This is a genomic window from Halorussus salilacus (assembly GCF_024138125.1).
Classification (GTDB): domain Archaea; phylum Halobacteriota; class Halobacteria; order Halobacteriales; family Haladaptataceae; genus Halorussus; species Halorussus salilacus.
This window is the reverse complement of record NZ_CP099993.1, coordinates 579,437-598,796: the sequence shown is the minus strand read 5'-3', so window position 1 is coordinate 598,796 and position 19,360 is coordinate 579,437. Positions and strand designations below refer to the sequence as shown.

Below are 19,360 nucleotides of genomic sequence, written 5' to 3'. Positions count from 1 at the left end.
CGTCGACCTCGTCGACGAGGTCGTCGGGGGCATCGACCGGGCCGTCGCCGAATCCCCGACGGACCGACTCCGTACTCTTTTCACGGATGGGCGACCAACGTGGGACCGATGCGGACCACGCACGAGGAGGGGGTCGGATGACGGTCGGTGTCGTCGGCGAGGGGTCGCTCGCCGACCGAGTCGCCGAGGTCGCCGACGCCGCGAGCGAACCGGTCGCCCGCGGAACGGCGGGGGAAGTCCTCGCGACCGACCCCGAGGCGGTCGTCGCGGTCGGCGAGTCGGCCCTGCTCGCGCTCGTCGGCGAGTCGGTCGAGGTGCCGGTCCTCCCGGTTGGGGCCGGACCGGGCTACGGCGGGGTCGACGCCGACGCGAGCGGGGACCGCGCGAACGCACTCTCGGGCGTTCGGTCCCTGCTCGCGGGCGAGTTCGACCTCGAATCGCGGGCGGTGCTGGGCGTCTCGGTCGACGGCGAGCGCGCGGGGCGCGCGCTCGCCGACGCCATGCTGGTGACGACCGAACCCGCGCGTATCTCGGAGTACTCGATCCGGTCGCGGGGCGAGCGGGTCGCCCGCGTCCGGGCCGACGGCGTCGTCGTCTCCACGCCCACCGGAAGCCCCGGCTACGGCCGGGGCGCGGGCGGTCCCCTGCTCGAACCCGGGACGGGCGTCGTCGGGGTGGTCCCCATCGCGCCGTTCGCGGTGAACGTCGACACATGGGTGCTGGACGCGACCGAGGCCGTCGAACTGAGCGTCGAGCGCGACGAGGGGGACGTGTCGCTACTGCTCGACGACCGACGGGTGCGGTCGGTGTCGGTCCACGCCACGGTCGAGGTGAGCCGAGACGGCGCGCTCGCGCTGGCTCGCGTGCCCGAGAGCCGGTCGTTCTTCGAGCGGTAGGGCGGCGACCGTCGCACGCGGAAATCAAGGTTTAATACGCCGCCTTCACGAGTATCGTGTATGCAACTGCTGTCGATGTTCGGGCCGGTGGATACGTTCGTCGCACCCGTTATCGAGTACGTGGTGTTGGCGCTCGTGCTGGTCAACATGGGGACGCGGCTGTTCGCCTACCGCGATTACCGGAGTCAGGCCCGCGAGGACGACCGCGAGGAGTATCTGGACCGCAACTACCTCCACGAACTGTCGAACCTCGTTCTCGTGCTGGGGTCGTTCTACCTGCTGACGCTCCACCACCACGCCGGGATGGTCATGTCGACGCTCGTGCTGGGGCTTTTCCTCACCGACTTCTTCGAGTTCGAGGCCCGCGAGGTCGAACTCCGGAACGGCGAGCGCCTGAGCAAGCCCAACGGCGCGCTGGTCGCCTGGGCGCTGGTCCTGCTCTACGCCGCCTACCAGAGCCTGTTCTACGTCATCGCACCCTTCTGGAACAGCATCGTCTGAGCGCCCGCCGCCTTTTCGCCGCACGTCTCGGCTCCCCAGCCACGGCTCCCGCTCGCGATGACTCTCCGAGCGCGCGGAATCTACTCACCCGCTGGCCGTCGAGCGTCCTCCGGCTTTTTCTCGTCACTGCCGCCGGTTTTTCTCGTCACTGTCACCACTACTCTACTATTTCTCACGCGCTCGCGCCCGCGCCCGCGCTAACGCGGGCGCGGGCGCGAGCGCCGCCCAGACGAGCGTGCGAGCGCGGTCGTGAGCGCGACTCCAGAACGAAGATGCGAGCGCGACTCCCGAACGAAGATGCGAGCGCGACTCCAGAACGCGACGACCCATCGCGCCACCCGTCGCGTCGTCGGTTCCCGACGACGCGACGGTGATTTCTGAGGCCGTTGGGACCGACTCTCGGAGCGGACCCACCGTCGGCGGAGTCGCACGGCTCCGGGGCCGCTCGGAGGACACCGAGGAGAAACGCCCGCCCCGACGGAAATCTCGATGCGCGACCCGGGGGGGGCGACGAAATCCAGTGGAGAACGATATCGGCGATTCGCGGGCTATGCCTCTCGGTACTGCTGGAGTGCCGGGATGACGACCCAGAAGACCAGGACCCCGAGGATGACGAACCAGAACGTCGCCTCGCGGAACACGATTGCCGCCTGTCCGTAGGTGTCGAGGTCGCCCGGAATCTCGCCGATGAGCTGGGTGTCCTCGAAGCCGGGTGTCGTGTACCAGCCCGACAGTACCATCCAGACGAGACCGCCGCCCGTCAGGATACCGAGTCCCTTTGCGAATTCGTCAGCCATTGTTTGATGGTTCGTCGGAGCCGTCTTTAGGTTTTCCCATTCCTTCGGCGCGGAACCGGGTCGAGAACGCGTACACGACCGACCCCGCGACGATCATCGCCACGCCGAGGACCGCCAGCGGGACGTTGATCTCCTCGATGTCGAGGCTGGCGCGCTGGGTCGCGGTGTCGAGCACCACGAACCCGCCGACCACGAACGCGACCGCGAACATCGTCGAGAAGACGGTCACGACCTTGTAGAGTCGCAGGGGCACCACGACCTCGCGGGCGCGAGTCTCGCCCTCGGTGTCGGCGTCGTCGGTACTGGAATCCATGAAGAGAAGAGGCGGTTACTTCGGCGGCCGGAGCCGGTAGTACCGGCGGTTGAGGTCGAACATGTACCCCTCGCGCATCGACTTCAGCAACGCGTACGTGATGGTCCCGGCCACGAGCGGGGCCAGGAACGTCAGGTCGAACAGCAGGTCCGAGTCGAGCGGGATGAGGTTCTTGACCGCGAGCGCGCTGATGGTGGTCGCGAACACGACGCCGCCCACGCCGACGCTGGCCCAGAACGGCTGTTCGACCGGTCTGCGCGCGCTCCCCTTGTTGAGGAACGGCACGATTGCGACCGCGCCGACAACGACGATGTTGGCGAGCACGCCGTACGTCCGGTCGGCGAACAGCTTGTCGCCGCCGAGGATGGCGAGCTCGGGGTTGAGCGGGCCGAGCTTCAGCAGGCCGAACGACCAGTAGAGATACCAGTCGGGCAGGATGATCGAGGGCGTCGAACTCGGGTCGGCCGGTGCCCCGAGGTGGGGCGGCATGGTCGCCGAGAGGAAGATGATCATCCCGACGAAGAAGCTGGTGATCGAGAGGTTCCGGATCATCTCGTGGGGCCACGTCGGGAACGCCAACACGTCGCGCTCTACGTAGCTCGATTCCTGGCGGAGGTCCTGGTCCTCCCGGCGCGAGCGCTCGAAGTACTCGTAGGTCAGTCGAGAGAGTCCCTGTCGGCGAGCCTTGCGCTCGCTCCACGTCGGGGTCTCGTCGTCCGGCGGGACGATGCCGGGACCGCCACCGCCGTCTGTCTGTACGTCTTCGCCGCCGTCGGTTTTCGCTTCTTTTTCTGTCATGGTTCTTAGTGGGGTTCAGCGATGCCCTGAATCCACACGATTCCGATGTGGACCGCGATGATCGTGGTCACCACGAACGGGAGCAAGAATACGTGGAGGATGTACATCCGCTGGAGCGTCGCCTGGCTCAGGCTGAAGCCGCCGAACAGCAGCTGGGCGACCCACTCGCCCGCCAGCGGAATCGAGAGGCTCATCTCGACGCCGATCTGTCCGGCCCAGAACGCCAGCTGGTCCCACGGGAGCAGGTAGCCGGTGTATCCGAACACCATCGTGAGGCTGATGAGGATGATGCCGATGATCCAGTTGAGCTCGCGGGGCTCCTTGTACGCCCCAGTGAAGTACACGCGGAGCATGTGGAGGAACACCGCGGCGACCATCACCTGCGCCGACCACCGGTGGATGGACCGGAGCATGAACCCGAAGTTGAGGTCGGTCATGATGAACGCCAGCTGATTGTACGCCGTCGTCGGGTCGCCGGTGGTCGCCGGAGCGTAGTAGAACCCGAGCAAGGCCCCGCTGACCGCGGCCACGCCGTACGCGATGGTCGAGAAGCTCCCCAGCGCGTACAGCGGGTACCAGTACCAGAACTTGTTGTCGAGGTTGTACTGCTCGGTGTGGCTCTTGGGCATCTGGAGGTTGACCCGGTAGTAGAGGGTCTCCAGAATTTCGAGGTAGTCCACGATGCGGAAGCGCTTGTCCATCCAGATGAGCGTCGTCAGGAACGTCTTCTCGACCGGCGTGAGCTCCTTCTCGCGCATCCACTCGCCGTGGTCGTACTCGTCTTTGCGTTCGAGGCTCATCATTCACCCTCCGGGATGGGAAGCGCCGCGAACGATTCCTCGACGATGCTGAACGGGTCGTACACCGACTGGTGGCACTGACAGTAGATCCTGTCCTCCGCGCCCGCGCTAGAGGAGTCGGGCAGGGCCTTGAACGTCGGCACGCAACAGAAGTGCGTGCACTTGTTGAGGTTGGCGATGAACCCCTCGGCGGTGCTGGCCGCGATCCACTCGTTGTTCTCGGCCATCTCCTCGATGCGCTCGCTCCGGATGAGCTGGACCGGGAGCGTCTCGGCCGAGGAGACGTCCTCGGAGCGCCACTTGGCCTGGGCGGGCTTGCCGAGGCCATCGGCCCCGATGCCGTTGCCCCACGAGCCGTAGTCGGCGAAGTCGTCGACGTGGACCTTCTGGTCGCCCTCGACCTCGCTGTTCTGCCAGTCGTACTTCGAGTTCGAGATGTACCGGAAGTAGTTGTCCTGGTCTGCGTCGGGCCGGACGCCCTCTGCGGTCTGGATGCCGCAGTACTGGAACCACTCGGTGGTGTAGGTGACACCGCCGAGTTCCATCTTGGCCTCGACGACCTCGGTGCCGTTGTCGAGCACCCTCGTCTCGGGTTCGGGCCAGACGCCCTTCAGATACCCTTCGTCGTCGACTTCGAGCGGAATCTGGGGCATTCCCCGCGGTGCGGGACCCTTGGTGTTCTCGACGCCACGGAAGTCGATGATACCGCCACCGCCGCCGGTCGGACCGGTCGCGGAGTCGATTCCCGCCGCCGCGGCGGTGCCGACGCCCGCGAGCGTGGCGCTTCCGACGACGCCCTTCACGAAGCGACGGCGACCTGTGCTTGCCGGATACTTGTCGTCTTCTGCTGGCATGGTTTATCGTTTGTAGTACGGGTACACTGCGTGCTTGAACTGCTCCCACGCGTTGCCGACCGAGTCGACACCGTGTTGCTGGTCTTCGCGGATGTAGAGGTCCTCCCACTTGCGCCGACGCTTTTTGACGATCATCACGTCGGGGAGGAACTCCTTGCGGTACAGCATGAGGATGAACGCGAGGTCGACGAAGATGACCGCGAGGATGAACCCGAGGTACATGTTGCCGAGCCCCGTGTATCCCCAGCCGTCCACCAGTCCGAAGGTGAACAGGCCGACGAACACGACCTCCACCACCGTCAGGAGGACGATGGCGATGGCGGCGGCCGTGCTCTCGCGAGCCGGTTCGTAGCGGTGGATGTCGCCGTAGGTTGAGCCTGTGGATGACATATCAGTTACCTCCGCTCGTGTTCGGTGATTCGCCGTACTTCAGCAGGAAGAACGTGTAGACGAGCGAGATGATGATCATGAGAATCGTCCCGATCCCGACGAAGTGGGCCTGAATCGGGACGCCCATGTGTTCGGGGTCCTCCTCGGCGGCCGCACCGCCGCCCCCGCCGCCTCCGCCCTCCTGTACCGTGATGGTGGCTTCCATCCCGGCGCTCTGGTGGGGGGTGCAGTAGTAGGCGTAGTCGCCCTCGGTCTCGAAGGTGTACTCGTACTCGTAGCCGGTGTCGTAGGTCTCGTCGTCGCCGCCCTCGGTGCCCTCCCAGTCGGAGTCGTCGGGCGTGCTCTCGGCCACCACGTTGTGGTTGTCCGAGTCCCAGACCCACTTGACCGTCGTTCCGGGCTCGATGGTCAGCTCGGCGGGGTCGTAGACGAGTTCGCCCCCCGGGCCGACGGTTACTTCTTCGGTCGGTCCGCCTCCGCCACCGCCGCCTCCGTCCGAGTCGGACTCGTTGCCCTCGGCGGTCTCGTTGGCGGCGGTCGTAGTCTCGTTTCCGTCGGCAGTCGTGGTGTTGCCGTCGTCCTGCGCGGCCGCTACGGGGCCCGCCGCCGCGCCCGCGGCAGTGCCGCCAGCAACACCGCTGGCTGCCATCAGAAAGTCCCGCCTCTTCATACAACTCGAACTCAGGGCACGAGTTGCTTAAAGCCACCGATGCCGCCGGACTCGGGGTTCGGCCGCCACCGCGCCCGCCAGCGGTCAGCCGTCGTCCTCAGAACCCGGAGAGACTCCCGCCTCGGGCGCGCTCGACGCCGTCTCGTCGGGACTCTCGCTCTCGCCGAGGTCGGCCTCCGCGAGGAACTCCGGGCGCTCGCCGTCCTCGATGCCGACCGCCCGGAGCCGATTGCGGTACTCCTCCGAGCGGAACCGGTCGGACAGCCGGGCGTTCGCGACGATGAGGAAGACGAAGACGCCGAACAGCAGGAAGCCGAACCCGGCGACGGCCGCGACCAGGGGGAGCGCGAGCGCGACCCACGCCACCAGCAGGGCGACGCCCGCCAGCAGGTGGACCCCCGCGATTATCTGCATCAACTGGTTGCCGAGTTCGCCCGACCCCTCCGGGACCGACGCGGGGTCGGGGAGCACGTCGTCGTCGGGCGCGTCGGGCACCTCGTAGCTCTCCATCGACGCGAGCGCGACCGAGGGCTTGACGTCCCGGAGGACGGTGCCCCGCCCCTCGACGCTCCCGTCGGGATAGACCACGGCGTACCCCTCGTCGGAGTACGCCAGCAGGCGTCCCTCTCCGTCCTGCTGGACGCGTTCGAGCACGGCGAACACGTCGCGATTGGCGACCCTGTTCTTCAGGTCGGCCTCCACCCGGTCGAGGAGTTCCCGACCCGTGATCCACGAGCCGTGGTCGAAGGCGGCCTCCCACTCCTCGTAGGTCATCTCGGCCATGTCCTGCGGGCCGAAGTTCTCGAAGTCGTACTTCCGTTCGACCCGCTCGCGGAGCTGCTCCCGGGACTCGCGCTCCTCGGAGTCGCTCGCGGGCGCGGCCGGGTCGTCCGAGGCGTCGGTCATTGGTGGGGACTCGGACCTGAAGGCGCATAAGCGCCCCGACGTTCGGCCGAGACGGCCGACCGTTGGCTCCGAGACCGCTTCCGTACGCCTTAACCTCGCGCGCTCCCAACCGCCGACCATGGTCAGCGACGCGATAGTTGCGACGGTGGTCGCGCTCGTCGTCACCGCGAGTCTCCCGTTCTACCTCTACGGCGCGTGGTACATCCTCGACCAGGAGACGGTGACGTGGGGCGTGCTAACCCACCACCTGAAGTTCATCGCGGTCGGCCTGCTCCTGACGGCGGTTCCCGTGGTGACGTGGATGGCACCTCGCTTCTTCGAGCAGGTCGGGGGGCTGACCGCGGTCCACGTCTTCCTCGGCCTGCAGGCCTACGCGATGCTGACGCTCGCGCTGACCGGTATCGTCCGCATCTTCCAAGTCAAGTACCACCACGACCTCTATCACGACCCCGACGAGAACGCGGACATCGACGACCTCCACGAGAACATGGGCGCGTGGCGGCGTCGCCTCCGGGTCGGGGTCGCGGGCTACGTCGTCTTCTGGTTGCTGGCGTGGGTCGTCGGCATCGCGCGGTACTTCGTCGAGTACGTGCTGTACTGAGACGCTAATCGACGGACTCCCAAGCCGAGATACTTTCGGGAGCCAATCCGGTCAACTCGTCGACTGCTCGGTCCGGTCGGGGCGTCCCAGATTATCGCCGAATTTGCGCCCGGTGAGTTCAGTAGGCCGTAGTCGATAGAAGTCGAAGTCGAGTTGATCGATTGACTCTTCGATAGAGACATTGAGTACGGGTACAACAGTGTTGTCGGCGAACGCCCGAGACGCGAGAATCTCGTCGCTTTCGGGCACACGTTCGATCTCGCCACGAGCGATAACGCTCGATGCGGAAGTGTCCTCACGGTAGGTCGTGAACGTGGCTACTTCCGTCGTTTCGATGAACTCCATCTTCTGGCTGTCTGTAGTATACGCCATGTGAAAATATAGATTCTCTCCGTCGTAGCCGAACGATTCCGGGATAGCATACGTCTCTTCTCCGTTGGTCAGAGATAGCGTTCCCGAATCCTGCTCCCGGAGGAACGAATCGATCTCCGATTCGTCCATGGGTTTCGTATCCATCAGCCAGTGAATGTTTCTCGACAGCTAAGTAGCTACTCTTTTTTGCCGAGTGCATCGTAGTTGGCTGGGACGAAGCACCCCGCTCGCGGGATACACATACTCAGCACTCTCTGACGTGTGTCTCCGATTTCGGGCTTCGGCGAGGCGAACGTCCGCAATCACCATTCGCTTCTTCGACTACCCCCACGCCTCGCCGCTGGCGAGGTCCACCTCGCCGTCGAGTTTCGAGGAGGGGCAGACGTCTTCGAGGACGCAGTCGCCGCAGTCGGGGTTGCGCGCCGTGCAGGTCGCTCGGCCGTGGCTGATGAACAGGTGGGTGTACTGTTGCCAGTCGTCCTCGGGGACGATGCCCATCAGGTCGCGTTCGATCTTCTTCGGCGTCTCCTCCTCGGTAATTCCGAGTCGACGCGAGATGCGCTGGACGTGGGTATCGACCACGATGCCCTCCACGATGTCGTGGCCGTGCTGAAGCACCACGTTCGCGGTCTTGCGCCCGACGCCCTTCAGCTCGGTGAGCCCGTCCATCGTGTCGGGGACCTCGCCGTCGTACTCCTCCAGCATGAGCCGGGCGGAGGTCTTGATGTAGTCGGCCTTGCTGTTGTGGTAGGTGATGGAGTTCAGGTCCTCGGAGAGTTCGTCCTCGTCGGCCTCGGCGTAGTCCTCGACCGTCTCGTACTTCTCGAAGAGGTGGGCGGTCTCCTTGTTGACCCGCTCGTCGGTACACTGCGCCGAGAGTATCACGGCGACGAGGAGTTCGAGCCGGTTCGAGAAGTTCAGCGAGATCGTCGAGTCGGGGTAGGCCTCGTAGAGTCTGTCGAGGACCTCTTCGACCTGTTGTTCGCGCGTGTCCAGCGGTGTTCCCATGTGCTTCTCGTGGGAGGGCTGCGGTTTGAATCTTGTTCGTTGGCCGCGCTAGGGTGGTGTTGTGATGTTCGATTCGTCGTGAAGGGGTCCGGGTGGCGAGAGAGACCAGAACAGGACGGTAGAAGCTAGCTACTCCCGGTACCTAGGAGAACCACCCAGCACCGCGACCGCAGGCCACGCCCTCCCCAGCCGATTCCCTCACTCGCTTCGCTCGTTCAGTCATCCCTCGCGCGCCTTGGCGCGGCGCAAACAGCGCGCCGCGCCAGCACGCGCCGGGGTGAACGGTCAGTATCGCGCATATTCGTCAACCACCCGGCGCGCGGAATCGCGGCCCGCGGTTTGGGCCGCGATTCTCGTGCGAGGGACGAGGACCGCAACGGAGTGAGGACCGCAGTCGGTTGGGGAGGACGTGGTGCGGTTCTCATAGGTGACGGGAGTAGCTAGCTTCTCGGTGGATCACCTTTCGGAGCCAGCTAGCTTCTCGGTGGATCACCTTTCGGAGCCAGCTAGCTTCTCGGTGGATTACCTTTTGGAGCCAGCTAGCTTCTCGGTGGATCACCTTTCGGAGCCAGCTAGCTTCTCGGTGGATTACCTTTTGGAGCCAGCTAGCTTGTCGGTGGATCACCTTTCGGAGCCAGCTAGCTTCTCGATACACCACTTCTCGAATGTAGTCGGCTTCGAAATCACAACACCAGTTCTCACAGTCTCGTTTCGGACCACTCCAATAGACGAATCGAACCGGCCACGCGAATCTCGCTGTCGACGTTCCGAGAGTTTTAACCCCCCGTCCCACACCTTTCCACCCATGAAGGCGACCGCGAAGGCCCACCCGATTCAGGGCCTCGTCAAGTACCACGGGATGCGCGACGAGGAGCTTCGGCTCCCGTACCACGACTCCATCAGCGTCTGCACCGCGCCGAGCCACACGAAGACCACCGTCGAGTTCGACCCCGACCTCGACGCCGACACCTTCGTCGTCGGCGGCGAGGAGCTGGCCGACCACGAGGCAGACCGCGTCTCGAACGTCCTCGCCCGCGTTCGCGAGCTCGCCGACGCCGACCACGCCCAATTCCCCGTTCGACTGGAGAGCGAGAACTCCTTCCCGTCGAACGTGGGGCTCGGCTCGTCGTCGTCGGGGTTCGCCGCGGCCGCGATGGCGCTCGCGGAGGCCGCCGACCTCGGCCTCTCGCGGCCCGCGGTCTCGACCATCGCGCGCCGGGGGTCGTCGTCGGCGGCCCGCGCGGTGACCGGCGGCTTCTCGGACCTCCACGCCGGACTCAACGACGAGGACTGCCGCTCGGAGCGCCTCGATTCGCCCCTCGAAGACGACCTGCGCATCGTGGCGGGACTGGTCCCCGCGTACAAGGAGACCGAGGCGGCCCACCGCGAGGCCGCCGACAGCCACATGTTCGAGGCCAGACTGGCCCACATCCACGACCAGCTCGCCGAGATGCGCGACGCGCTCCGGGCGGGCGACTTCCACCGGGTGTTCGAGACCGCCGAGCACGACTCGCTGTCGCTGGCCGCGACCACGATGACCGGTCCCGCGGGGTGGGTCTACTGGAAGCCCGAGACCCTCGAAATCTTCGACGCGGTGCGCGACCTGCGCGAGGAGGAGGACGTACCGGTCTACTTCTCGACCGACACGGGCGCGAGCGTCTACGTCAACACGACCGAAGCGCACGCCGACCGCGTCGAGGCGACCGTCGCCGAACACGCCGACGAGACGATGGTCTGGGAGGTCGGCGGTCCCGCAGAGATTCTTGACGAGAGCGAGGCGCTGTTTTAACTGTCGTCGGCCCCTACGCCGAGTCGAATGCGCATCTTCGTCCTCGGCGCGGGCTACGCCGGACTGACCCTCGCCCGAAAGCTCGAACGCAACGTCCCCGACGACGTCGAACTCCTCGTGGTCGAGAAGACCGGCAGGCATCTCGTCCAGCACGAGGTCCACCGCGTCATCCGCCGCCCGTCGGTGGCCGAGGACATCGTGGTGCCCCTCGACGAGGTGCTCGACCGCGCCGAAATCCGACGCGCAACGGTCACCGACGTGGACCCCCAGCGGAACGTCGTGACCCTCGGCGCTGCGGGGAGCGAGGGTCGCGACCGCGAGACCCTCGACTACGACTACGCCGCGGTGTGTCTGGGGGCCGAGACCGCCTTCTACGACCTGCCGGGCGTCGAGGACCACGCCAGCCCGCTCAAGTCGATTCCGGACGCCGAGCGGATTCGCGAGGAGTTCCTCGGCGCGCTCGACCGCGCCGAGCCCTCGGGCGCGGAGGCCTCGGACGCGGCGTCCCGCGACGCGCCGTCGCGGGACCCCGCGTCGCGCGTCGTGGTCGGCGGCGCGGGCCTCTCGGGAATACAGGTCGCGGGGGAGCTGGCGGCGCTGGCCGACGAGCGCGACGCCGGAGAGCGCGTGACCGTCACGCTGGTCGAGCGACTCGACAGCGTCGCGCCAGCGTTCCCGGAGAACTTCCAGCGGGCGGTTCGGAACGAGCTCGAAAAACGGGGCGTCGAGGTCCGGACGAACGCCGCGGTCGCGCGCGCGACCGACGAGACCATCGAGTTCGAGTCGGGCGACAGCCTCGACTACGACCAGTTCGTCTGGACCGGCGGCATCCGGGGCCCGGACGCCCTCGACGGCGAGCGCCCCGAGGTGCGAAACACCCTGCAGGTCGGGGACTCGACGTTCGTGGTCGGCGACGCCGCGCGCGTGGTGGACGCCGACGGCGAACCCGTCCCGGCGAGCGCGCAGGCCGCGGTCCGGGAGGCACGCGCGGTCGCCGACAACCTCGCGCGACTCGTCGAGCACGACCGCGAGGGCGACGACGTGTTCGACCCCCGACTCGACCCCTTCGCGTTCGACTCGCCGGGGTGGCTGGTGTCGGTCGGCGACGGCGCGGTCGCGCAGGTCGGTCCGACCGTCCTCACCGGCCGGGCGGCGAAGGCGCTCAAGACGACGGTGGGAGCGGGATACCTCTCGTCGGTGGGTGCGATACGAAACGCGGTCGAGTTGGTCGGTGAGGAACTGGGTTAGGAGACCTAGAAGCCGGGCACCCCGATGGCGTCGGGGGTGAGGAGTCCGAGGGTGCCGAGTACCACGAGCACCACCCAGACCGAGAGCCACGCCACGAGCGCGATGCCGATGGCCTTGCCCCAGCCGCCGGGGTACCGGACGTTGATGACGTATATCCACGCGGCGAGCGCGAGAACCGTCCCGAGGAGCGGAATCCAGCCCACCAGCACCGCGACGAGCCACCACACCACCGACCCGATGAGCGCGGTGATGACGGCGTAGCCGTAGTCCTCGATGCCGGTGATTATCCGGCCGCCGACGTAGATGCCGAGCGCCCCGATGAGGAGGCTCACGACGAATCCGATGACGAAGTCGATGACTGCCATACCGCTGTCTTCGTTCTCGCTCGCCTTTTATATGTCGCACTTATTCCGCCCACGACCCGGTTACGCCCGGACCGTTCGGAGGTAACGTCGGATTGGGCCGCGCTCACTCGCGTTCGCGCTCGGGGCCTTCGGCGGAGCTACGCCCTCTTTCGGAGTCGTGCTCGCGTTCCGCGGATTCCGACTCTCGCGGCCCCGCTTCTCGTCCCCGCCGGACGTGTCCGCGGGCGTCTTCGAGCGTCTCGGTTTCGAGGAGTCGTTCGACCTTCCGCTCGAACTCTTCGTCTCCGAGTTCGCCGCGGGCGTACCGGTCCCGGAGCGAGTCGAGGGCGTCCCGCCTCGACGCCGGGCCCCGGTCGGACTCGCCCCGCGAGTCCGACCGGGGCCCGGCGGGTTCGGGGCGGCGCTCGCGGCCGACCTCCCCGGTTCGGTCGGCGTCTCCGAGCGATTTGGTCGCCACTTTCACCAGCGGGACGACGACCGCGAATCCGAGCGCGAACACCATCCAGAACCAACTGTAGCCCAGAAACAGCGCGAGGAGCCCGGCCCCGAGGACCGCGAGCGCTGTCGCTTTCACCAGCGCGTTCTCCTCGTCGGGTGTCTCGGCGAGCGTATCGCCCATGGCGTCGGGTACCGCCGACGCCGACAAAAAGGTTGCAGTGCTGTCCTGTCTGATTCTGTTGTTTTCCCCGCGTCAATGGCTTTAAGTTTCTGGCCGAACCTTCGCCGCGCATGGCACGCGAGACTGCGCTGTTCGACAAGGCGCTCGCGGGGGCGGTCGGCCTCCTCGCGGGGGCCGTCGTCGGCGCGCACGCACTAGAGTACTACCGTCGCACGTCGAGTACGACCGTCGTCTGCACCGAGTGCGGCGAATCCATGCCGGTCGACGAGGTCCTCGACCCCGCGGTGACCTGCGGTTGCATCACCGCGCGCGATTCGCAGGACTTCCGGTAGCGACTACACCCCTCGGGCCGTAGGCGGTCACATGGACGACCTCCACGACCGACTCGAATCGCGGCTGATGAGCCACGGCGTGTACGTCACCGCGCTCGACCGAGCCGACGGCACGCTCTCCATCGAGTACGAGACCGCCACGCCCGGCGAGGGCGTCCCACAGCGCGAGATGGGTCGGGTCCTCAATCTCCTGCTCGACGCGGCCGACGACGGCTGGGAGCCGGTCGACCTCCGCGCGACCGTCTTCGACATCGAGGGCGGCGAGCGCGGCGCGTGGCGGGCCGACGAGGAGTGGTTGCGCGCTCACGCCCGCGGGGACCTCTCTGACGTGGAGCTCTCCGAGCGCGTCCTCGACACGGTGGAGTCGTAACTGGCTGGCTCCCGGCGACGATCCCCACTGGTCACGACAGCCAGTACGAGGGGGTGAGAACGACGAGGACCGGGATTATCTCTATCCGGCCGACCCACATCAGCGCCGTCATCGCCAGCTTCGTGGTCGTCGGGAACGTCTCGTAGCTCTCGAACGGGCCAGCGACGCCGAACCCCGGGCCGACGTTGAAGAACGTCGCGGCCGCCGCGCCCATCGCCTCGAACTCGCCGATTCGGAACCCGACCCGCGAGGTGTCCATCACCACGAAGATGGTGGCCGCGATGAAGAACATCAGGCTCACCAGCGTGTAGGCGTACATGTCCCGGATGGTCTGCTCGTCGACCACCCGCCCGCTCAGCCGGACCGGCCGAACCACCTCGGGGTGGCCCGCGACGAACAGGTCCCGCCGGAACGCCTTCAGCACCACCAGCCACCGTAGCGCCTTGATGGAGCAGGTCGTGCTCCCGGCCATCCCGCCGATGAACATGCAGACGAAAAGGAGGTGCTTGGCCGACGCCGACCAGAGGTCGAAGTCGGTGCTGGCGTAGCCCGTGGTGGTCGTGATGGAGACGACCTGGAACACCGAGTGTCGGACCGTCGCCTCGACGTTTCCGGGGAAGGTCGCGTCGAGGGTCAGGACCGCGGCGACCGCGATGCTGAAGAAGCCGAGGACGCCGACGTAGAACCGGAACTCGTCGCTTCGCGAGAGCCGTCCCGTGTCGCCTCGCAGGACGAGGTAGATGAGCACGAAGCTGGTCGCGCCGACCGCCATGAACGGAATCACGGCCCACTGGACCGCAGGCGAGAACGCCGCGATGCTCTCGGGGCGGGGCGAGAAGCCGCTGGTCGAGATGGTCGTGAACGCGTGGGCGACCGCGTCGTAAAGGGTCATCTCGGGCGCGATGCCGACCAGTCGGAACGCGTAGAGGACCGCCACCTGCGCCAGCGTGAGGCCGACGTAGATGCGGAAGAGGATGCCCGCGGTCTCGGAGATGCGCGGGGTGAGCTTGTTCACGTCGCGGGTCTGGGTCTCGGTCTCCATGAGCTGGGCCCCCGCGACCGAGAGCTGTGAGAGGATGGCGGTCGCAAGCACCAGTATCCCGAGGCCGCCGAGCCACTGGATGAGCTGTCGCCACATCATCACTGCCCGCGAGTGAGCCGAGAAGTCGACCATCACGGTCGCGCCCGTGGTCGTGATGCCGCTCATGCTCTCGAACAGCGCGTTGTCCGGCTCGGCGAGCGCGCCGGTACCCGCCAGCACCATCGGGAGCGCGCCCACGACCGCGACCGCCAGCCATGTGAGCGACACCATCAGGAACGCCTCCCTCGCGTGGAGGTCGCGCTCGTCGGACAGCGATTCGAGTCCCGCGCCCACGACCGCGGTGGTCAGTATCGTCGCCGCGAACGGGACCACGTCGGAACCGTCGTACACCGCGATTGCCAGCGGCAACAGGAGGGGCACGACCAGCCACTTGAGGACGGTCCCGACGAGGCTGAGGCTCAGCCGCCAGTCGACGCGTACCCGCCAGTTCCGTCGTCTCGTTCGTTCGAACACGGCAGTCACCGATAGCTCGCGTACGGCAACCGATTCTTACGCGACCCCAATCAGCGTTTCGAGTCCCGGTATCGAAGCGACCGGGGAGGCCCGCTCGAACCGGTCGGTTCCGGTCGGCGAACCGTAAAACCAAGTCCCCCCGGTCACGAGTGTCGGGCAGTTCGATGATCGAAGTGGAGAACCTGCGCAAGGAGTACGGCGACTTCACCGCGGTCGAGGGCAGCAGTTTCTCGGTCCCCGACGGCGAGGTGTTCGGCGTCATCGGCCCGAACGGCGCGGGCAAGACCACGACGCTCAAGATGCTCGCCGGACTCGTGGAGCCGACGAGCGGCACGGCCCGGGTCGCGGGCTACGACGCCGCCGACCCCGAGATGCGAAAGTACCTCGGCTTCCTCCCCGAGGAGTCGCCCCTCTACGAGGACATGACGCCCGTCTCGTACCTGACGTTCTTCGCCGACCTCTACGACGTGCCCCGGGGGGTCGCCCGCGAGCGCATCCGCGACACCCTCGACCGGCTCGACCTCGACCACCGAGACCGTCGGCTCGGCGACATGTCGAAGGGCATGCGCCGGAAGGTCGCCATCGCGCGCTCGCTGGTCAACGACCCCGACGTGCTGATCTACGACGAACCCGCAAGCGGCCTCGACCCCCTCACGACCAACTACATCATCGAGTTCACCCGCGACCTCGCCGAGTCCGGGAAGACGGTGGTCTTCAGCGCTCACAACCTCTTCCACGTCGAGAGCATCTGCGACCGGGTCGCGATGATGAACGACGGCCGCATCGTCGCCCGCGGGAGCGTCGAGGCCATCCGCGAGCAACACGGCCGGACCGAGTACCGCGTCTACACCACGGTCGAGGTCGAGGGCGCGGTCGCGGAGAACGGCCGCTACCGCCGGGTGGTCGAGAGCATGGACGGCGTCGAGGAGACCCGCGACCTCGCCCGGAACGCGGGCGGCGAGGTCGCCGACATCGAGACCCACACACCGAGCCTCGAAGACATCTTCCTCGACCTCGCAGAGGACTCCCCGGACGTGGAGGGCAGACCGTGAAGCCCGACAAGACACTGCGCATCGCGCGGTGGGAGGTCAGCAGGAACGCGGGCCAACTCGACCGCCGGACGCTCGCGGCGGTCGGGGTCGTCCTCGTTCTGATGGCGGCGCTCGCGCCGATGGTCGCCAGCGAGGGCGTCGCGCTCGACGACGGCATCTACCGCGTCGGGGTCGCCGACGACAGCCCGTACCACGGTCCGGTGGTCGCCGACCCGACGTTCGTCGCGGTCGACCCGGACTCGGAGAACGCCGACGTGACCGTCTGCACCGCCGAGACGCCCGCGTGCCCACCCGGACAGGTGCGGTGGGACCCCTCGCCGAAGGGACAGGCCGCCGCCTCGGAACTCCGGGCCACCGTCGAGGCCTACAACGACGCTCGAATGGGCGAGGAATCCGACCGGGCGGCGGCGTTTCCCGTGAACGTCTCGCTGCGCTACGCCGAGCAGGACTCGCCGACCGACCCCGACCGACAGTTCGGCGACGGGAGCGGTCCGGGCGGTACCGACGCGAGCGACGACTCGGCCGAGACAGCAGCGCAGGACGATTCGGAGGAGAGCCGAGACAGGGACGGTTCCCGAGGTAGCGATGACCGCGATGCCGACTCCGGAGAGAGCGACGGTGAGCAAACGGTACCGGTGGAAACGAACGGCGGGGACTCGGAATCCGAATCGGGCGATGAATCGCCCGATTCGGACGATACCGACGAACGCCCGGCGGGCTCCGAGACGACGGACTCCGGCGGTTCGAGCGGGAACGACCTCGGGCAGGACGGGGCCTCTGTGAACGACGCCGAACCACTGTTCGCCGACGACGCGACCGGCGGCACGCCCGCCGACATCACGCCGCCGTTCCCCTTCGAGTCGCTGGTGCTGGCGTTCGCGTTCGTCCTGCCGATGAACTTCGTCATCCAGGCGTACGCCTCCAGCGTGCTGAACGAGCGGGTCAACGACCGCGGAGAGCTCCTGCTGGTGTCGCCGGTCTCGCGGGGCGACATCATCGCGGGCAAGACCCTGCCGTACCTCCTCGGGATGGTCGCCATCGCGACGCTGACCGCGCTCGCTATCGCGGCGCTGACCCCCGCCGGGGGCGACGCGCCGCTCGAAATCGCGGCGACAGCGGCGGTCTCGGTCGCCGCGGTGGTCCCCATCGCGCTCGTCTTCCTCGCGAGTTCGTTCGTCGGCGCGATGTTCTCGCGGTCGTTCAAGGAACTCACCTTCGTTACGGTCTCGCTGTCGGTGTTCCTGACCTCCTACGCGTTCATCCCCGCCATCTTCACCGACGTGCATCCCATCGCGGCCATCTCGCCGCTGACGCTGGTGGTGCGGGCGCTCGGCGGCGGCGAGGTCGCGCTCGCCGACTACGCGTTCTCGACGCTCCCGCTCGCGCTGACCGCGGGAGTGCTGTTCGCGCTCGGCGCGGGGGTCTACCGCGAGGAGGACATGTTCACCCAGCGGTCGGTCCCGCTGAAGTTCCTCGACGCGCTCGACGGCCAGCTCTCGGGCCCGCGGAGCGTCGCCAAACTCAGCGCGCTCTCGATTCCGTTCGTCTTCGTCGCCGAACTGCTGGCGGTGGCGCTCCTGTTCGCCCTGCCGGTCGAGGTGTCGATTCCGGTCCTGCTGGTCGCCATCGCGCTCATCGAGGAGGTCGCCAAGAGCGTCGGCGTCTACGCGGGGTTCGCCCACGGTCGGTTCGAGCCGACGCGCGGGTCGGTCGCCCTCCTCGGATTTCTCTCCGGACTGGGCTTCTTCGTCGGCGAGAAGGCGACCGCACTCGCACAGCTGGTGGGCCTGCCCGACCTCGAACTCGGGCAGGCGGCGTTCGGGACGGTGACGGGGCTGGGCGTCGAGACCTCGCCGCTCGTGTTGGTCGGCCTTCTGCTCGCACCGCTCGCGCTTCACGCGGTGACCGCGGCGACGACCGCCTACGGCGCGAGTCGGGACCGCTACTGGTACGCCGGAACGCTCGTGGTGGCGACGCTGGTTCACGCCGCCTACAACCTAACGGTGGTGAGCCACCTTGGGTAAGCGCCTGACGGTCGCCCGGCGGGAACTCGCCTCCCTGCGAAGCGAGAAGACCATCGTGCTCGCCATCCTCATCCAGCTGTTCGTGGCGGCGTTCTCGTCGTTCCTCGCGGTGGGACTGGTGTCGCTGTACGACCCCGGGTCGGTCTCGGGCGAACTCGTCGTGGAGTTCGGCGTCTCGGGCGAGGCGGGCGAGGACATCGTCCCGGTCATCGAGGCCGAGGACGGGTGGCGCGCGGTCGAGTACGGCTCCGAAGAGGCCGCGATGGAGGGCTTCGAGCGCGGCGAGGTCCACGCCGTCCTCCACGTCGAGCGCGGGTCGGACGGGCGCGCCGAGGTTCGGGCGGTCGCGCCCGACGGCAACGTCAGGACCACGCTGGTCGTGACCCAGATTCGAGAGGTACTGGACGCCTTCGAGCGCAGCGAGCGCCAGCGACTGGCCGACCGGCTCGAACGCGCGCCCGTCCCGCTCCCCCCGGAGGGCGAGTCGAGCCCCTACTTCGGGTTCACCTACACGGTGCTTATCCCCCTGTTGATGTTCCTGCCCGTGTTCCTCAGCGGGAGCGTAACGGTCGACGCCATCGCCGAGGAGTACGACCGCGGCACGCTCGAACTCCTCCGGGTCGCGCCGCTGACGGGGGGCGACATCGTGGACGGGAAGCTGATCGCGATGGGCGTCCTCGCGCCCCTGCAAGCGGGTGCGTGGCTCGCGCTGTTGTCGTTCAACGGGACCAGCGTCTCGAACGCCGCGGAGATACTCCTGCTCGTGACCGCGCTCTCGGTGGGCGTGGTCTCGATGGGCGCGCTGTCTGCGCTCCGCCTGCGCGACCGCAAGCAGGCTCAGTTCCTCTTCTCGATGGGGATACTGGTGGTGGTCAGCGCGACCTACCTCCTGCCCGAGTCGCCCGCAAACACGGTGGCGAAGCTCGCCATCGGGAGTCCGACCGCGCTCACCCACGCGATGGTGGTCGCGTACGTCGTCGTCGCGCTCGCGGGCTACGCCGCCGTCCGGCGGTTCGTCGAGGCGAGCGGTCTCGGCGAGTAGGCCGACCGAGTCGCCGACCGGCGACTCGGTCGGGCCGACCGCGGGGCTGTCGGGCGAC

At 67.3% G+C, this 19,360-nt stretch carries 23 protein-coding genes; 10 read left to right on the top strand and 13 right to left on the bottom strand.

Translation table 11 applies throughout. From position 1 onward, the window contains the following. Nucleotides 1-137 precede the first annotated feature (137 nt). Both NGM10_RS03090 and NGM10_RS03085 read left to right on the top strand, forming a co-directional pair. Nucleotides 138-896 carry an NAD(+)/NADH kinase gene (locus tag NGM10_RS03090; protein WP_253481704.1) on the top strand — a complete coding sequence of 253 codons (759 nt, stop codon included), beginning with the start codon at nucleotides 138-140 and terminating at the stop codon, nucleotides 894-896. A 60-nt stretch (nucleotides 897-956) separates the two neighbouring features. Then, a complete protein-coding gene (locus NGM10_RS03085; protein ID WP_253481702.1) occupies nucleotides 957-1,397 on the top strand; it encodes a DUF7313 family protein in 441 nt (146 codons plus the stop codon). A gap of 548 nt (nucleotides 1,398-1,945) precedes the next feature. On the opposite strand, the gene NGM10_RS03080 is transcribed toward NGM10_RS03085, so the two are convergent. The 8 genes from NGM10_RS03080 to NGM10_RS03045 all read right to left on the bottom strand — a co-directional run bounded on the left by NGM10_RS03080 (nucleotide 1,946) and on the right by NGM10_RS03045 (nucleotide 6,925). After that, a complete protein-coding gene (locus tag NGM10_RS03080; RefSeq protein WP_253481700.1) occupies nucleotides 1,946-2,194 on the bottom strand; it encodes a DUF7314 family protein in 249 nt (82 codons plus the stop codon). Next, the gene (locus tag NGM10_RS03075) at nucleotides 2,187-2,507 is read right to left on the bottom strand and encodes a DUF7315 family membrane protein (RefSeq protein ID WP_253481698.1); all 321 of its coding nucleotides are present in this window, start codon (nucleotides 2,505-2,507) and stop codon (nucleotides 2,187-2,189) included. The genes NGM10_RS03080 and NGM10_RS03075 overlap by 8 nt, the downstream gene beginning before the upstream one ends. Before the next feature lie 15 nt (nucleotides 2,508-2,522). Further along, complete coding sequence (locus NGM10_RS03070) at nucleotides 2,523-3,305, bottom strand: cytochrome b family protein (protein WP_253481696.1); 783 nt, start codon at nucleotides 3,303-3,305, stop codon at nucleotides 2,523-2,525. Between the two features lie 5 nt (nucleotides 3,306-3,310). Then, nucleotides 3,311-4,105: a cytochrome b gene (locus NGM10_RS03065; protein ID WP_253481694.1), complete on the bottom strand. Its 795-nt coding sequence runs from the start codon at nucleotides 4,103-4,105 to the stop codon at nucleotides 3,311-3,313. Next, complete coding sequence (locus tag NGM10_RS03060) at nucleotides 4,105-4,959, bottom strand: ubiquinol-cytochrome c reductase iron-sulfur subunit (protein ID WP_253481693.1); 855 nt, start codon at nucleotides 4,957-4,959, stop codon at nucleotides 4,105-4,107. Before NGM10_RS03060 ends, NGM10_RS03065 begins: the two co-directional genes overlap by 1 nt. 3 nt (nucleotides 4,960-4,962) lie before the next feature. Further along, complete coding sequence (locus tag NGM10_RS03055; RefSeq protein ID WP_253481691.1) at nucleotides 4,963-5,349, bottom strand: DUF7318 family protein; 387 nt, start codon at nucleotides 5,347-5,349, stop codon at nucleotides 4,963-4,965. A 1-nt stretch (nucleotide 5,350) separates the two neighbouring features. Beyond that, entirely contained in the window at nucleotides 5,351-6,019 is a 669-nt protein-coding gene (locus tag NGM10_RS03050) for a plastocyanin/azurin family copper-binding protein (RefSeq protein ID WP_438267164.1), read from the bottom strand. 84 nt (nucleotides 6,020-6,103) lie between these two features. Next, on the bottom strand, nucleotides 6,104-6,925 hold the full coding sequence (locus NGM10_RS03045) for a DUF7319 domain-containing protein (protein ID WP_253481687.1): 822 nt from the start codon (nucleotides 6,923-6,925) through the stop codon (nucleotides 6,104-6,106). Nucleotides 6,926-7,043: 118 nt separating this feature from the next. Between NGM10_RS03045 and NGM10_RS03040 the strand changes: the two genes are divergently transcribed. Continuing rightward, the gene (locus NGM10_RS03040; RefSeq protein WP_253481685.1) at nucleotides 7,044-7,526 is read left to right on the top strand and encodes a DUF7321 family protein; all 483 of its coding nucleotides are present in this window, start codon (nucleotides 7,044-7,046) and stop codon (nucleotides 7,524-7,526) included. Nucleotides 7,527-7,577: 51 nt separating this feature from the next. On the opposite strand, the gene NGM10_RS03035 is transcribed toward NGM10_RS03040, so the two are convergent. Further along, nucleotides 7,578-8,027 carry a pyridoxamine 5'-phosphate oxidase family protein gene (locus NGM10_RS03035; RefSeq protein WP_253481683.1) on the bottom strand — a complete coding sequence of 150 codons (450 nt, stop codon included), beginning with the start codon at nucleotides 8,025-8,027 and terminating at the stop codon, nucleotides 7,578-7,580. A 192-nt stretch (nucleotides 8,028-8,219) separates the two neighbouring features. Next, entirely contained in the window at nucleotides 8,220-8,906 is a 687-nt protein-coding gene (gene nth, locus NGM10_RS03030) for an endonuclease III (RefSeq protein ID WP_253481680.1), read from the bottom strand. 805 nt (nucleotides 8,907-9,711) lie between these two features. On the opposite strand from nth, the gene mvaD reads away from it, so the two are divergent. Together mvaD and NGM10_RS03020 are read left to right on the top strand one after the other, a co-directional pair. Further along, nucleotides 9,712-10,695: a phosphomevalonate decarboxylase MvaD gene (gene mvaD / locus NGM10_RS03025; protein ID WP_253481677.1), complete on the top strand. Its 984-nt coding sequence runs from the start codon at nucleotides 9,712-9,714 to the stop codon at nucleotides 10,693-10,695. A gap of 27 nt (nucleotides 10,696-10,722) precedes the next feature. After that, complete coding sequence (locus NGM10_RS03020) at nucleotides 10,723-11,943, top strand: NAD(P)/FAD-dependent oxidoreductase (protein WP_253481674.1); 1,221 nt, start codon at nucleotides 10,723-10,725, stop codon at nucleotides 11,941-11,943. Nucleotides 11,944-11,948: 5 nt separating this feature from the next. Here the strand turns inward: NGM10_RS03020 and NGM10_RS03015 are convergent, their stop codons facing one another. Continuing rightward, entirely contained in the window at nucleotides 11,949-12,308 is a 360-nt protein-coding gene (locus NGM10_RS03015) for a hypothetical protein (RefSeq protein WP_253481671.1), read from the bottom strand. A 103-nt stretch (nucleotides 12,309-12,411) separates the two neighbouring features. Then, on the bottom strand, nucleotides 12,412-12,927 hold the full coding sequence (locus NGM10_RS03010) for an SHOCT domain-containing protein (protein WP_253481668.1): 516 nt from the start codon (nucleotides 12,925-12,927) through the stop codon (nucleotides 12,412-12,414). A gap of 110 nt (nucleotides 12,928-13,037) precedes the next feature. Between NGM10_RS03010 and NGM10_RS03005 the strand changes: the two genes are divergently transcribed. Further along, nucleotides 13,038-13,259 carry a hypothetical protein gene (locus NGM10_RS03005; protein ID WP_253481665.1) on the top strand — a complete coding sequence of 74 codons (222 nt, stop codon included), beginning with the start codon at nucleotides 13,038-13,040 and terminating at the stop codon, nucleotides 13,257-13,259. A gap of 31 nt (nucleotides 13,260-13,290) precedes the next feature. Beyond that, on the top strand, nucleotides 13,291-13,629 hold the full coding sequence (locus NGM10_RS03000) for a DUF8159 domain-containing protein (protein ID WP_253481663.1): 339 nt from the start codon (nucleotides 13,291-13,293) through the stop codon (nucleotides 13,627-13,629). Nucleotides 13,630-13,660: 31 nt separating this feature from the next. Here the strand turns inward: NGM10_RS03000 and NGM10_RS02995 are convergent, their stop codons facing one another. Then, nucleotides 13,661-15,184 (bottom strand): TrkH family potassium uptake protein, encoded by a 1,524-nt coding sequence (locus NGM10_RS02995; protein ID WP_253481662.1) that lies wholly within the window; start codon nucleotides 15,182-15,184, stop codon nucleotides 13,661-13,663. A gap of 164 nt (nucleotides 15,185-15,348) precedes the next feature. Between NGM10_RS02995 and NGM10_RS02990 the strand changes: the two genes are divergently transcribed. From NGM10_RS02990 to NGM10_RS02980, 3 genes are read left to right on the top strand one after another with little or no spacing between them, the layout of a single operon-like run. Continuing rightward, nucleotides 15,349-16,236, top strand: coding sequence for an ABC transporter ATP-binding protein (locus NGM10_RS02990; protein ID WP_253481660.1), 888 nt, complete (start codon nucleotides 15,349-15,351; stop codon nucleotides 16,234-16,236). Further along, entirely contained in the window at nucleotides 16,233-18,260 is a 2,028-nt protein-coding gene (locus NGM10_RS02985) for an ABC transporter permease subunit (RefSeq protein ID WP_253481658.1), read from the top strand. The genes NGM10_RS02990 and NGM10_RS02985 overlap by 4 nt, the downstream gene beginning before the upstream one ends. Then, a complete protein-coding gene (locus tag NGM10_RS02980; protein ID WP_253481656.1) occupies nucleotides 18,253-19,302 on the top strand; it encodes an ABC transporter permease in 1,050 nt (349 codons plus the stop codon). The genes NGM10_RS02985 and NGM10_RS02980 overlap by 8 nt, the downstream gene beginning before the upstream one ends. Nucleotides 19,303-19,360: the final 58 nt, after the last annotated feature.

What these genes read in the sequence shown, in the direction of transcription:
- NGM10_RS03050 (WP_438267164.1), bottom strand. Translation starts at nt 6,019, where the DNA reads ATGAAGAGGCGGGACTTTCTGATGGCAGCCAGCGGTGTTGCTGGCGGC.
- nth (WP_253481680.1), bottom strand. Translation starts at nt 8,906, where the DNA reads ATGGGAACACCGCTGGACACGCGCGAACAACAGGTCGAAGAGGTCCTC.
- NGM10_RS03000 (WP_253481663.1), top strand. Translation starts at nt 13,291, where the DNA reads ATGGACGACCTCCACGACCGACTCGAATCGCGGCTGATGAGCCACGGC.
- NGM10_RS03015 (WP_253481671.1), bottom strand. Translation starts at nt 12,308, where the DNA reads ATGGCAGTCATCGACTTCGTCATCGGATTCGTCGTGAGCCTCCTCATC.
- NGM10_RS03005 (WP_253481665.1), top strand. Translation starts at nt 13,038, where the DNA reads ATGGCACGCGAGACTGCGCTGTTCGACAAGGCGCTCGCGGGGGCGGTC.
- NGM10_RS03020 (WP_253481674.1), top strand. Translation starts at nt 10,723, where the DNA reads ATGCGCATCTTCGTCCTCGGCGCGGGCTACGCCGGACTGACCCTCGCC.
- NGM10_RS03035 (WP_253481683.1), bottom strand. Translation starts at nt 8,027, where the DNA reads ATGGACGAATCGGAGATCGATTCGTTCCTCCGGGAGCAGGATTCGGGA.
- NGM10_RS03080 (WP_253481700.1), bottom strand. Translation starts at nt 2,194, where the DNA reads ATGGCTGACGAATTCGCAAAGGGACTCGGTATCCTGACGGGCGGCGGT.
- NGM10_RS03010 (WP_253481668.1), bottom strand. Translation starts at nt 12,927, where the DNA reads ATGGGCGATACGCTCGCCGAGACACCCGACGAGGAGAACGCGCTGGTG.
- NGM10_RS03075 (WP_253481698.1), bottom strand. Translation starts at nt 2,507, where the DNA reads ATGGATTCCAGTACCGACGACGCCGACACCGAGGGCGAGACTCGCGCC.
- NGM10_RS03085 (WP_253481702.1), top strand. Translation starts at nt 957, where the DNA reads ATGCAACTGCTGTCGATGTTCGGGCCGGTGGATACGTTCGTCGCACCC.
- NGM10_RS03060 (WP_253481693.1), bottom strand. Translation starts at nt 4,959, where the DNA reads ATGCCAGCAGAAGACGACAAGTATCCGGCAAGCACAGGTCGCCGTCGC.
- NGM10_RS02990 (WP_253481660.1), top strand. Translation starts at nt 15,349, where the DNA reads ATGATCGAAGTGGAGAACCTGCGCAAGGAGTACGGCGACTTCACCGCG.
- NGM10_RS03040 (WP_253481685.1), top strand. Translation starts at nt 7,044, where the DNA reads ATGGTCAGCGACGCGATAGTTGCGACGGTGGTCGCGCTCGTCGTCACC.
- NGM10_RS03090 (WP_253481704.1), top strand. Translation starts at nt 138, where the DNA reads ATGACGGTCGGTGTCGTCGGCGAGGGGTCGCTCGCCGACCGAGTCGCC.
- NGM10_RS03070 (WP_253481696.1), bottom strand. Translation starts at nt 3,305, where the DNA reads ATGACAGAAAAAGAAGCGAAAACCGACGGCGGCGAAGACGTACAGACA.
- NGM10_RS03055 (WP_253481691.1), bottom strand. Translation starts at nt 5,349, where the DNA reads ATGTCATCCACAGGCTCAACCTACGGCGACATCCACCGCTACGAACCG.
- NGM10_RS03045 (WP_253481687.1), bottom strand. Translation starts at nt 6,925, where the DNA reads ATGACCGACGCCTCGGACGACCCGGCCGCGCCCGCGAGCGACTCCGAG.
- NGM10_RS03065 (WP_253481694.1), bottom strand. Translation starts at nt 4,105, where the DNA reads ATGAGCCTCGAACGCAAAGACGAGTACGACCACGGCGAGTGGATGCGC.
- mvaD (WP_253481677.1), top strand. Translation starts at nt 9,712, where the DNA reads ATGAAGGCGACCGCGAAGGCCCACCCGATTCAGGGCCTCGTCAAGTAC.